The organism is Enterovibrio qingdaonensis (genome assembly GCF_028683135.1).
GTDB lineage: Bacteria > Pseudomonadota > Gammaproteobacteria > Enterobacterales > Vibrionaceae > Enterovibrio > Enterovibrio qingdaonensis.
This window is the reverse complement of the sequence record NZ_JAJUBB010000001.1, coordinates 508,312-521,419: the sequence shown is the minus strand read 5'-3', so window position 1 is coordinate 521,419 and position 13,108 is coordinate 508,312. Positions and strand designations below refer to the sequence as shown.

At 46.1% G+C, this 13,108-nt stretch carries 6 protein-coding genes; 3 read left to right on the top strand and 3 right to left on the bottom strand.

Annotated features, from left to right (window positions below; all coding sequences use genetic code 11):
* Positions 1-79 precede the first annotated feature (79 nt).
* Entirely contained in the window at positions 80-1,456 is a 1,377-nt protein-coding gene (locus tag LRP49_RS02305) for a GntP family permease (RefSeq protein ID WP_274139899.1), read from the top strand.
* Between the two features lie 9 nt (positions 1,457-1,465).
* The gene (locus tag LRP49_RS02300) at positions 1,466-2,080 is read left to right on the top strand and encodes a bifunctional 4-hydroxy-2-oxoglutarate aldolase/2-dehydro-3-deoxy-phosphogluconate aldolase (protein ID WP_274139898.1); all 615 of its coding nucleotides are present in this window, start codon (positions 1,466-1,468) and stop codon (positions 2,078-2,080) included.
* Between the two features lie 470 nt (positions 2,081-2,550).
* Here the strand turns inward: LRP49_RS02300 and LRP49_RS02295 are convergent, their stop codons facing one another.
* From LRP49_RS02295 to LRP49_RS02285, 3 genes are read right to left on the bottom strand one after another with little or no spacing between them, the layout of a single operon-like run.
* Entirely contained in the window at positions 2,551-9,888 is a 7,338-nt protein-coding gene (locus LRP49_RS02295; protein ID WP_274139896.1) for an RHS repeat domain-containing protein, read from the bottom strand.
* A 21-nt stretch (positions 9,889-9,909) separates the two neighbouring features.
* Complete coding sequence (locus LRP49_RS02290) at positions 9,910-10,263, bottom strand: hypothetical protein (protein ID WP_274139895.1); 354 nt, start codon at positions 10,261-10,263, stop codon at positions 9,910-9,912.
* Between the two features lie 31 nt (positions 10,264-10,294).
* Complete coding sequence (locus LRP49_RS02285) at positions 10,295-10,672, bottom strand: hypothetical protein (RefSeq protein WP_274139893.1); 378 nt, start codon at positions 10,670-10,672, stop codon at positions 10,295-10,297.
* Between the two features lie 786 nt (positions 10,673-11,458).
* Here LRP49_RS02285 and LRP49_RS02280 point away from each other — a divergent pair.
* Positions 11,459-13,093 (top strand): ABC transporter substrate-binding protein, encoded by a 1,635-nt coding sequence (locus LRP49_RS02280; RefSeq protein ID WP_274139891.1) that lies wholly within the window; start codon positions 11,459-11,461, stop codon positions 13,091-13,093.
* Positions 13,094-13,108: the final 15 nt, after the last annotated feature.

The following is a 13,108-nucleotide window of genomic DNA, read 5'->3' as shown; positions in this document are numbered from 1 at the left end:
ATGTTATCGGTAACATGTTACCGGTAACTTAGATAAATGTGAACTACCACACAAACTACAATTTAGATAAGGTGAACTCATGGATCAGCTAGCCCAAGCCTCTGACCCTACATTCCTACTGACTATTGCAGCACTTTCAATCGCTGCACTGCTAGTATTGATTATTAAACTAAAAATCCATGCTTTTGCTGCACTTACTATCGTAAGTTTGGTAACGGCAATCGCTACTGGCGTAACATCTGAACAAGTTGTTCCTACCATGATGAGTGGCTTCGGCGGCACGTTAGCCTCTGTTGCACTTCTGGTTGGTTTGGGTGCAATGATTGGTAAGATCCTTGAAGTGACTGGCGGTGCGAAAGTATTGGCAGATACACTGATTGGTCGTTTTGGTAAAGAACGTGCACCTTTTGCACTGGGTGTTGCATCGCTGCTATTCGGCTTCCCAATTTTCTTCGATGCGGGTCTGGTTGTAATGATGCCAATCATCTTGAGCGTTGCTGCTCGTTTTGGTGGCTCTCCAATCAAATACGCATTGCCTTCAGCGGGTGCATTTGCCGTAATGCACGGTTTTGTACCGCCACACCCAGGTCCTGTTGCTGCGGCTGAATTCCTTGGCGCAAACATTGGTCTGCTGCTTGTTGTTGGTATTCTGGTTGCTATCCCTACTTGGTACTTGGGAGCTTACCTGTTCGGTCTGTACGCAGGTGAGAAGTTCAACATTCCACTGTCAAAAGCATTCTTCAACAGCGACAACGTCGTTGATGAGAAGAAACTGCCTAAGTTTGGCACAGTAATGACCATTCTGGTTCTGCCTGTACTGCTGATCTGTCTGGACACTGTTTTGAATACCTTGGCTGTTGCAGGTGTGATTGACGGTAAAACCCCGCTTGTAGAATTCCTGCGTATGCTGGGTAAAACGCCGGTAGCTCTTCTGATCACCTTGCTTGCGTGTCTGGCGATTTTCGCAAAAGACTACGGTATGGCGAAACTAGAGAAACTGTGTGGTGATTCACTGGCTCCAATCTGTGGCGTAATCCTGGTAACAGGTGCGGGCGGCATGTTCGGTGGTGTTCTTCGTGCGAGCGGTATCGGTGATGCGCTGGCGGGTGTGTTGACTGACACAGGTATGCCTGTTGTTGTTGCAGCATTCGTTATCTCAACCTGTCTGCGTGTTGCACAGGGTTCTGCAACCGTAGCTCTGACCACGACAGCGGCTCTGATTGCGCCTGTTGTTGCTGCAACCACTGGCCTGAGCGAGCTGGATCTGTGCTTCATCGTGATTTCTATCGCGGGTGGTGCTACCGTATTGTCACACTTCAACGATTCTGGCTTCTGGCTGGTATCTCGTCTGCTAGATATGGATGAGAAAACCACACTGAAGACTTGGACGGTAATGGAAACGCTTCTGGGCGGTATCGCATTCATCATCGTTGCAGCATTGAGCTTCATTCTTTAAGGGTAATTTATGAAAACCATCGAACAACGTCTAAAAGAAATCCGTATCGTACCGGTAATCGCAATCAACGACGTAGCGCACGCGCTGCCTCTGGCGAAGGTACTGATGGAAAACGGTCTGCCATGTGCTGAAGTGACTTTCCGTACTGAAGCGGCTGCAGAGTCTATCCGCATCATGCGTGACGCATACCCAGAGATGCTGATCGGTGCGGGTACTGTGCTGACCACTGAGCAAGTAGACATTGCAATCGATGCAGGTGTGGATTTCATCGTTAGCCCGGGTTTCAACCCAACTACCGTGAAATACTGCCAACAGCGTAACGTGCAAATCGTACCTGGCGTGAACAACCCAAGCCTGGTTGAGCAAGCAATGGAAATGGGTCTGCGTACCCTGAAATTCTTCCCTGCTGAGCCTTCAGGCGGCGTGAACATGCTGAAAGCACTGACCGCTGTTTACCCAGTTAACTTCATGCCGACGGGCGGTATCAGCCTGTCGAACGTGGAAGATTACCTGTCAATCAAATCTGTTCTTGCTTGTGGCGGTACTTGGATGGTTCCAACCGACATGATGGACAAGGGTGATTGGGAAGGTATTGCTGCGCTGGTTCGTGCTCTGAACGACTAAGACTCAGCTTCCCCCTTAAACACGCTGTTCTCAACGCAATAAGAATGACGCTGTTTCGAAAAAGGCTCGACCTCATGGTCGAGCCTTTTTTGTCGATGCTCAATCACCTTGTCGCTTGAACGTGATTCGGTGCCCCTTTATGGTTATAGCAATCGCGATAATGGGGAAGGGAAGTGTGACAATGGCATAAAACGCTATTGTCATAGGCGATTGCAAAATCATCTCAATGTTGCTGCCTAAAACATACCGATAGTAGACAGCGCAGAAGAAAATCAGAAATACCACACTGGGTTTTTCCTTTGTTATTGAGTATTGAAAGTAAATTGCAGTCATTCCATAAATCGCGATAGACGGCACCAAATCATACGTCACTCCATAGGACCTCACTTGCAAGTAAAGCAAAAGCAAGAAGTAAATAGAGAACAGTATAAATGATGCCGTATACGTTTTACGCATGTGCCGCTACTCAGTTAGTCCATCTGTCGCTGAAAGCTTTGCTGATTACAGGTCGCTCGACAGTAACGTTGGTTTACGTCAAACCTCGGACCAAAAGTAAGAAATTTTGCCCCCCAATCTAGTTGTTTAGGTACATTGATGTCTTTTAACTCTGCAAGTTTTCCTCCCGCTTCATAGAAAGTATCCAGTGCCTCGGTTACTTCTGTCCCACCAGCACCTCCTATGGTTCCAATCAACGCACAGGAAACTACTTGAAGTGCAGAGCATCCCGTTGCGGTATTCGGGTTTAAACCTGCAGCGACTAGTGCGGCATTGTCGCGGTGTTGCCAAGTACCTTTGTATTTTGTCATTTGAGAATTGTTCGAATATTTTTCTTCGTTTATGGCATGCTTTTGTTCGTCATTAAACATGCGTGCTAGTGCCCCCATTGCTGCGCCATCTGAAAATTTACCTCCCGTCAGTTCTGCCGTTGTGCCACCAATAACGGCTGCGATCGTTATCCGCGCACCACTGAACTGCGTTCCTCTATCTATGCCATCTATATAAGGTGAAAATGCTTGAGTGACGGCGGCAGACATAAAGCCATCACCAAATTTCCCACCACGCATAACAGATGACATTCCCCCCGCTACGCCATGCGCTACCGTTTTCATGGCCCATCTCGCGGTACCAAAGCCACCTACTTGGAATGCTTCCCCGACGCCAAAGAAGAGGGCAGAGGTCGCAAGTGTTGTAACCAGCCCTCGAATACCGCCTGTCGCAGCCGCTCGGGCAGCACGAATCGCGAGCCCTACCCAGGGCTGAACAACGGATATGGCCATCACGACAATTTCAAAGGCGTTTTCCTTCACAAATTTGGCGACTTTTTTGACAAGCTTCACATAAGCTTTGCCAATCTTTTTAATGGCTTTACCGATGCCTTTGATAACACGCTTGACGGAATTGACGACCTTTTTGAAGGCTTTCTTGATTGCTTTAAAGAAATGCCCTGAAGGGTCAGTGTATTTGAGCGGGTTATTAAGCACATAACTGTAGCGGTTGAAAGACTGGCTGTTGCTTGAAGCCTGAATATACACATCCGCACTGACAAAACGTGCAAGCGTGGCATCATAGAGGCGTCCATTCATGTGGATAAGCCCGACCTCGTCGATTTCTTCGTGGCCGGTATAGCCTCGGTTTAAGAGCGGGTTTTGGGCGATATGTGTCGGGGAAGTCTCCCACACAAAACTCCGTTTTTTGCCCCATGTATCATAGCTATATCGTGCGACAATATTCCCCCACATGTCAGTCACAAGGTCATTGGAACCTAAAGCGTCACTGTGGGTATAACGAATTTGTCTATCGACAGATGCACTGGTACCGTCAGCATTGGTTTTTTTGAGATCAATGTTGACCGCGACAAGCTTGCCCCCAGCCTTGATGAACTGCTTATGAACAGTATCGCCATTGGCTTTTTGGGTTCGCTCATACATCTTCCCGACATACCAGGTTTGGTCTCCTTTACTGTTGGCTTTATAGTGCCGCTGGTTGTTTTCATCGTATAGAAATGAAACCCATTCGGAACCTTTAGACACTTTGATAGGTTTGTTGACCCCATTCCAAGTGAAAATACGGTTATCACCGGTCAGCATGTTACCGTTGGCATCATAGGTATATGAACGGTTCCCCGCTTGGGTAACAGCATGAGCATGGCGTGTGTCTGCATAGTGGTAATCACCAACATCAGACTTGTTGGTAATATTTCCTGCCTTGTTGTAGCTTATGGTATTTCGTTGGTTAAACAGTGGGTTGGCTACATGTTTCCCACCCAAGCCCAATAGGATATTGCTAGTGACTCGGTCTAGCGCATCGTAGCCATAGATGTCCTCAATGCTGTTAATGTAGTCAGTGCGTTGCAGAACGTTGTCCATGCGGTCGTAGACATAATGAAGTATGCGCAGGGATTCTTGACCGTTCTGCGTTGAAATATTTTGTAGTTGCCCGGTGCCTGCATTGTAGTCATACAAATTGACCAAGCCGTTGCCATAAAGCTCGGAACGTATCCTTCCAGATGCATCTAAGCTATTAAGCTTCCAGTAGTAAACTTTCCCTTCCTCTGAGGTGCTGGCATCCAGATTGGCAAGGTTTTCCAACTCGTTCACACTGTCATCACCCAGCTCTTTGTACCTTGCGGCGACAAACTGCGTTTGTTCAGTGAGTGAGATAAGTTGCTTAGCGGCTTGTAAGTAGCTATTTGCTTCTTGATGAAGATGATCTTGCAGGTACTCGAGACGCTGTATTTCTGCGGCAAGGTTGCTGAGTCGCTCAAAGCTGTCAGTGATCACCTTGTCATAGAAGGGGTGGTCTCGTCCGACGGTGATTTCGGTAATACCAGCAAGGCCGGATTCATCAAAATCGCCATAGAACACGGTAGCTTCACTTGCCGTGAGTTGAGATTCAACAGATGCCCATTCATCAATGCTCACCTTGGAAAGCTCGTTGCCCGTGAGTTTGAGATGAAACGGGGGTGGCAACATTAGCGGGGTTGCCATGTTGTTGGCAGTAAGCACGAAGGTATGAGGTACTTTTAGGTACTTTTCGCCGTTTGGTCCAATAAACACACTGAGCGGCTTACCTGAAACCGCACTTTCGATTTCGGGCGTATCACCAGACACGTGTTCGATTTGGTCTTTAAGCGCATAGTATTCGTCCGCTCGCGCTTTAAGCAGTGCTGTTTCCTGAGTGAGCGCTGTCGCTTTGTCGACATAGTCGCGAGCTTTTGCCAAAGCCTCATCAATCAAAGGTTTGATGACGGCTTGGTATTCACTTTCGCTAAATTGAAGTTGGAACTGGGCTTTGTCGCCCCAAACACCCGTGTTTACGCCTGTTGCAGAATCATACTCATAGTTTAACGAAAAATCGTTCGGCCTTTTGTCTGTTACAACCATGCCATATTGGTTGTATGTCAGACTTCGGCTGAACGTATGTTGCTCAGTTATCGCTTCCTCTTTGGCCAATTGACCAAGACTGGTGTAATACAAGTTTTTGATCAGATTTGGCTTTTCAACCCTAAGGACTGCACCTTTCCAGCTTCGATCGCCATAGCTGTCGTAAAACCATTTTGTGGTTTCAGCGGATGATGACTTCTCCGCTCCCGAACCCGAAATTGTTTCTTCGGTTCGCGTGAGCATGCGACCTAACACATCATAGCTAAAGCGGGTTTTCTGGCCTTTTGCATCGGTTTGCGAAACCAGCTCACCAAAGCCGTTGTAGGAATAATGCCACTGTCCAAGATCCGGGTCGTTCATGTGGGTCTTGTTGCCCATCACGTCGTACTGATTGCGGATTGTTTTTCCATCAGCCCCTACAGCAAGAATCAATTTCCCAGTTGGGGAATAAGACTTACTTATGATAGAGCCTGTGGGCTGAACGACACGAATTTCTTGTCCTTTTGCATTGGAATACGTGGTGGTTTTTCTGTTTAGCGCATCAATTTCGGTGTAAGCATAAGAACCATATTCAAATGAACGCCACGTTGGTGGTTTACCCGCGGGTCCTGGTTCGGAGACGGTTTTGATTCTTCCCAATGCGTCGTATTGTGTATGGGCATAAAGAACGGCATCCCCTGAGAAATAGGGACGAGATACTTTCGCCACTTGTCCGCTGGTGTTATAGCGCGTATTTGACATCACCCAACGGTTATTCAGGCTCAGAGTTGCGGACGCTACTTCTCGTTCCAGCGTATCAAAATAAACGATTTTTTTGCCAGATCCTTCTGTGTCGGTAACATGGCAATAGATTGCAAATTCAACGCTGTGCGGACATTGTGATGAGGATATTGGGTGGAAAGCGGTCAATACGGAATTATAACCATCCTCTGACTTTATGAGTGTTTCTACAACGCGGTTAAAACTATCCACTAAGGTCTTGCTATCTAGACCATTGACATCTTTTACTATCGTTTTGTTGCTGTAATAGCGGTCTACACTTTTGCTGGTGCGCTGATCTTTGGCGTTTGTTGTGGCAACAGTAAGCCAGCTAAGTGTGTGGCGTCGAAAGGTTGTGCTGGCTCTGTTGGACACACCTGTTCCGCTCCACGCAGAAAGGGTGGACTTAGTCACCTGTCCTTCATTATTGCGTACATAGGTCTGTGTCGTAGATAAGGCGTGTTGCGGCTCAGAAATTTGCTTTGCAAGGAAACCCGTGTCTTCGTTATATTCGAAGCGAGACGAGCGCGTTTCTGACTGGCCGTTAGGATTGGTGTGAGTCACTGAGGACTCTGTTAGCCGCCCTAAAATCCAGCGCGCAGCATCATTTTGATAAATACTGGCCGTTTTCTCGGAGAACGTTTCAGTGAGTCTAGTGACAGGGTTGACACCTGTTGTTCGTACTTCAATCTCCCCAACATTGCCGAATTCGTCGATTTTGCTTTCATCTTGCAGTGTCTCTACGGTTGTCAATAACTGCCCTGAAAGGTTGTAGCTTTTTTCTGTTTCTTTGATAGCAAACAGTACGTTGCGAGAATGCCCATATTTTGCGTCGCTTGATAGTACGAAGCTGTTACCCCCATTAATCTCTTCAATGGATACACGTTGGTTGGTGGGCTCCAAATTTGGGACGACACGTTCCACCTCTTCTTGCGAGAGAGGGACCAATTTGGCGGTGAAGTGAAACTCTGTGTAAAGGGATGCAGACGATGTTTTTGTGTGCTCTGTTTCTGCAAGCCGGAAATATTGGGATGACGGTATGATGAGCGGGGTCATCTGACCGTTTGCCAGCGGGATATATAGTGTGACGTTATTTACTTTGTAATAGGTTTCATCCTCGAAGGTGAAGGTGTCAAGATACCCTTCCTGCCCATTCAAGATTGACGACGTTCCCTCTATATCTACTTGAGTGATGGTTTTGTAACGCCCAATATCACGCATGCCGTATTCTTTGTCGGAGCGGTTTAACAATACTGCATCACTGAAATTCCACTTTTGACTGCCCGACTGGGTGCCATCAATATAAAACTCCTTCGCACCTGCAATATAGCCACTGAGTAACCCGTCGGTTAAGTATGTAACCTCTCGGCCTCGAACAATATCACTGGCCTGATTGTACTCCCGTTGCTTAATCCATGAGTAGCCGCTACTTCCAAAACCAAGCAAGTGATAACGCGAAGGACCATAGTAAAACTCGGTGATGTTTTCACCACCTACACCATCGTCGTTGAAGGATTTTGAGACAACAAGATTGTTGGGGTCTTGTTTGACATAGGGGTAGCTAGTGGGGGTTGGCCAGTTGGTGTGACCGACTTCTTTATGTGGGGCGTACTCGACACGAGAGGTATAGCCTAATCCATTGGTGACGGAGCTAAGAAGGGAAGGGGAATGTTTAGCAAGCGTCATGTCGTTACAGCTAAAAAAGCTACCAGTTCCTGAATCGGTGCCAGTGTGTCGGCAATATTCAGTAATGCCATCTTCGTTAATGTCTAAAAACCAACGTCTTCCAGCATGCTTTCCAACTTCACCGAGGGAAAAATCATAATTCTTATTGCCAATGTTGGTGCAACGTAAAGTCGTCCGATTACGACCGATTGTGCGGCAAAACTCCAGCAGCCCATCTCTGTCATTGTCTAACCAAAAATAACTTGGGTCAGGGATTACTGGAGGTGGGTAGATCATTGGCATCTGGATAAGCGGATCGGGATCGAGTACGACATCAACATTCAATGTTTGGATATTGCCAATTGAGCCAAAGGAGCATTTCATTTTTCGGTCGCTAAAGACTCGACAGAAATCGTCTGCACCATCTGCATTGACATCAATCCACCAGCGTTCACCATTTTTTCCCCACTCATCAATGGTGATTTTTTGGTTTTTAACGATGATTTCTGCGTCATTGAATCGCGTGCAGCTTAAGGTGCCATTGGTGTTTTGATTCGTCGAGGTGCACAGATCGTCATAGCCGTTGCCATCAATGTCTGTCCACCAGGTGTGCGTATCCGGTCCCCATTGTATGCCCGAGATGTGGTGTTTTCCCTGAAACGTATTGCCATCATATGAGGTTTGACACGCTAAACGATCGCCCGTGGTTCGGTAACAGATGTCGGGTCTCGCATCCCCGTTGAAGTCGGTGCTCCATATCCATTGATGTCCCTTGGTGGCATGCGCTGTCCAAAAATCCGTGTCTGATTTGTGGCCATCATCGTAAAACTCGGTACAGTAAAAATAGTTTTGCATCGCTTGCTGACAGAGATCGGTGCGTCCATCTCCATCCATATCAATCCAACTCCACCACAAATCGGAGCGAATGGGAGCGGGTAAGCTAAAGTTGACCGTCTTACTGTTGGATTTTGCAACATCGAATTGGCACTGAATAACCTGCGTACTGGTCAATCGACAGTAATCGAGTTTTTTATTCCCTGTAAGATCTAAGAACCAGTCGGTGCCTTGGTTACCATTCAACTTTCCCCAATGAGGAATGTTCTTTTTGAATGCGACTTTTTCGGGCTTTTCGTTCAACCACTCAAAAGATGTTTTCGGGAGGCACTCGTTGCTTGCATCACAATATTCAATAGACGTGATTTGTTGAACTTTCGCGGTCGTATCGTAGGCATTACTTAAGTCTTTGCGTGTTAGCTTGTAGTAGTTTTTCAGTCTATTGTTCGCATGGACGTCAATACGCCACAGCAACAATTTGTCGTTGCGAGTAACGTTGTGGATGCGTTGGCTTCTTGTGTTGAGTGCTTGGCGAGCATTGGAGTAGTGGAAAATAACATTGAATATATCGTATTGAATGGACTCGATTTGTCCAGACGAGCTGTAGTTATAGGTAATGGGGTTTTGACCGGTACGGTCATTTACCTCAGTCAGCAACCACGATTGGTTGTGCCATCTTTGCCCATAAGTGAGGATGTCACCGCCTTTGGTGAACACTTTAAAAGAGCTGCTTTCACTTGATGCGCTGCCGCGCAATTCGACTTTGGAGTAATTATCAATATAAGGACGATACACGGCACCGTCTTGTCCATTTTGTCCACTAAAGAGAACGAGCCTTTCCCCTTCCAGACAGAAATTGTCTCTGTGATCAAATTGCACCGAACGCGCATTGCCATCGTCAATGTTAGGGGTGGAACCACAACGAGAGATAGACGACAGCCCTGACAATGAAAAGCCTGACCCAATAACGCCTCGAGCACTGTCTTGGCTGTTGTATGTCAGCGATAGCGTGGGGGTGTTTCCACCGCGTCCGCTCGGCAGTGAAATAGGAATATCGTAATTAACAGTTCCTGATTGAACAGTCAGTTCACCTGGCAGTGAGCCGACCTCCGTTGCGCCCGCTGAATTGACGAAAACAGCAAGTAAAAAGGGTAGTATACGGCGCATACTCACTCCATGAATGTGGTGTTATCTGTTTGACGACCGAAGCTGTTCCAGTTGCTGATTAACGTTCTCTATTTGCACAACCAGTTCTTCGCGAGAAGGGGCAGATGCCAAGGGTTTCTCTGCTTCAATAGGTTCAGGAATGTTATTGATGACAGCCTTACGTAGTTGTTTAATTGCCACTTGAGAATTCAATTTGTCGACGGAATAATCTTCGTGGTAATTAATTTCAGGTTGCTCGTCTGTATTGTCGCTTTTTTTAACAGTGCTTTTTTCTCGATGGTCGAGATAAGTAAGCAATGCATTCCCCCCTACAATAAGGCAGGCGGAAACGAAAACAATAGGGGCTAACCGTCGGTAAAACCTAGCTGCTAACATGTAAATAACAATCTCTTACAAAATGCGAATATTAATTGCTCGGTGAAGATATGGAGACTGAATTAATCGTGCAGTAGCTGTATGAGTGTGGTCTATCGGTATATAGCAACTTAACAGTGCTTCCTGATATAAAGCTGTCGTAAAGCACCTGCATCATGTGGCTGGAGGTGATGGCACTGACGGCGTTTGTTGCGGGGTCTTCAATGACCAATTTGTGAGTTCTCTTCTCAGAGCTAACGGAGTGTTTACAGGCAGTTGTGCCTTCCAATCCTATATATACCGCGTCGTTATGTACATTGTAGAAGGTGACTTTTCCTTCCTCCAAGCCCACGCCTGCTACCGCGGAAAATGTCATGGAGGATAAGCATAAAGCACCTAGCAACGTATAACCTAAGCCTACTTTTTTCATTTTTTCTTCCTTGTTTTTATTGTGATTTTTACAGTGTTCTCTCGCTTATATCAGCCTTCGGTTTAATAAAGGAAAGCTGACTTGAGGGGATCTAACTGCATCATTGTTTAAAAATTCCCAGTTAACAATGATATTTAATCGATATTTTTATATTTGGGTGTTATTAAAACGAAGGTAAGGTGTTTGATAATGCTTTCTCAGATGTGATAAGCGTTACATTTTTTCATCATTGTTATTCTGACGACTTCAATATTTAAAGTTTCCAATTATAAAAAATGAAATGAAATAAAACTATCATTTCACTAGTAATAGTTTGAAAATTAAATACATCGATCTATTTGATGGTGAGATATGCAAATCAAAATCTTTTCGAGAGTAGATCAAACCAATAAATGGGGAGTGCTTCTACTAAGCAGAACGCTAGGTTTCGCAGGAAATTGCACTGATGGAAGTCAGTATCCCGAAAAAGCACGTAAATAATGAACCGACCTATGCAGTAGGATGAAACAACTGCAATAAGTCTCATCAATGAAACTTCGATAAGGATGCAGATACCTCCAATGTGATCAATGTTGCATTTTTGTAAATGCCGTCTTGTTGGCTTTGTTCAATTTCCTAGTATCAAAACCACTAAAGAAAGCGCTTTCTTTTTGTTTTCTTGCCTAACCCGCGAGATGCATTCATTAGCTACACTCAGTAAAAAGCGAAGCGTACTTTCTTATGGACTAAGCGAAACCTGATGATTGAACAGGGAAAAGGACGGCAACAATGACGAAGGACGGCAACGTGAATAAAAAGACTCTCCTCGCAGCGTTGATACTGGGGGGCTGTGCCACTGGTTCAGTATCTGCGGATGCTGTGAAGCAGGGCGGCACGCTGAATGTGCCCATTATTACCACCAGTTTCGTCGATAACTTTAATCCCTATACGTCGAAAGATGTTTTTCACGGCACCATGTTTGAGCCGCTGGTTGTGTTTAATAACATGACAGGTGAAACGCATTACCGTTTGGCGGAATCTCTCGATGTGTCAGACGATCTGAAAACCATCACTTTAACGCTGCGCGATGGTCTGAAATGGTCAGATGAAAACCCACTGACATCAGGCGACGTGGCATTTAGTTTTGAATTGGCGAAATCGAATCCGGCTTTTGACAGCAAAGGCGTATGGTCGGGTGGAAACTTAGCGTCGATAGAGACGCCAGATGAAAGAACGGTTGTTTTTAAGTTAAACGCACCTGATTCAACGTTCATCTGGAACCTCGAAAAATACCATGTACTGCCAAAGCACATTTGGGAAAAGGTTGATAACGCGACCACGTTTACCAACCCCAATCCTGTCGGCAGCGGTCCAATGACTACGGTGAAATTGCTGAAGCCTCAACAAATGGAGTTATGCCGAAATCCGCATTACTACTTGGAAGGGCGACCTTATCTTGATTGCGTGGTATTTCGTTCTTACAACGACAACTCACAAATTCAACCTGCTTTGATTAAGGGTGAGATTGATTGGGGATCAAACTTCATCGCGGATGTGGAATCCACGTTTGTGAAGCGAGACCCTCAGCACAACCATTTTTGGTACCCCGCTAATGATGCGATTCACCTTTACTTGAACACGCAAAAAGCACCGTTTAACGATGTGCGTGTTCGTCAGGCACTGTCAATGGCACTGGACCGCGAACTGATTGTTGATTTAGCGGCATACGGTTATCCAACACCAAACTTTAATGCCGGTGGTATTGGTGATTTGTACGGCCAGTACATCAACGGCGATATCACGAAACAATTCGAACATCTGACATCATTCGATCAGGACAAAGCAAATGCCTTGTTAGATGAAGCGGGCGTTGTTGATAAAGACGGCGATGGGTATCGCGATCTGCCCGATGGTTCGCCGTTCCAATTTGATATTTCGGTCGTAAATGGCTGGACGGATTGGATTCAAACCATCCAGATGGTCAATGAGCTCTATGACGAAATAGGTGTGAAATCCGGTCTGAAAACAGTCGATTGGTCTGTGTACGAGAAAAGTTTGCGTCAAGGTACTTATGACGTTGCCATTAACTGGTCAATGGTTGCGACAAATCCAATCAGTGCCTATCAGGAATATTATCTGAGCGACCGAGTAGGCAAGGGGATGCACGCCGGACATGGTATGAACAGTGCCGAATTGGATGCACTCATCAACAGCTTTGGGCAAGCGGGTACGGAAGAAGAACAACAAGCGATTCTCAACCAGCTACAAACATTTACGGCAGAGAATCTACCGTTCATTCCGCTGTTTTCAAACCCAACGTGGTTCCAGTACCGAACCAAAAATATTGCGGGTTGGCCAACAGAGGAAAACCCTTACATTCAGCCCGTTTGGTATGACGGCGGTAAACGCGTGATCATCCTGAACAATTTGCACCTGCGATAGTTGCAGGCGAAGTCA

Excerpts from the sequence above, each read along its gene's own strand:
- LRP49_RS02305 (WP_274139899.1), top strand. The coding sequence starts at position 80 with ATGGATCAGCTAGCCCAAGCCTCTGACCCTACATTCCTACTGACTATT.
- LRP49_RS02300 (WP_274139898.1), top strand. The coding sequence starts at position 1,466 with ATGAAAACCATCGAACAACGTCTAAAAGAAATCCGTATCGTACCGGTA.
- LRP49_RS02295 (WP_274139896.1), bottom strand. The coding sequence starts at position 9,888 with ATGCGCCGTATACTACCCTTTTTACTTGCTGTTTTCGTCAATTCAGCG.
- LRP49_RS02290 (WP_274139895.1), bottom strand. The coding sequence starts at position 10,263 with ATGTTAGCAGCTAGGTTTTACCGACGGTTAGCCCCTATTGTTTTCGTT.
- LRP49_RS02285 (WP_274139893.1), bottom strand. The coding sequence starts at position 10,672 with ATGAAAAAAGTAGGCTTAGGTTATACGTTGCTAGGTGCTTTATGCTTA.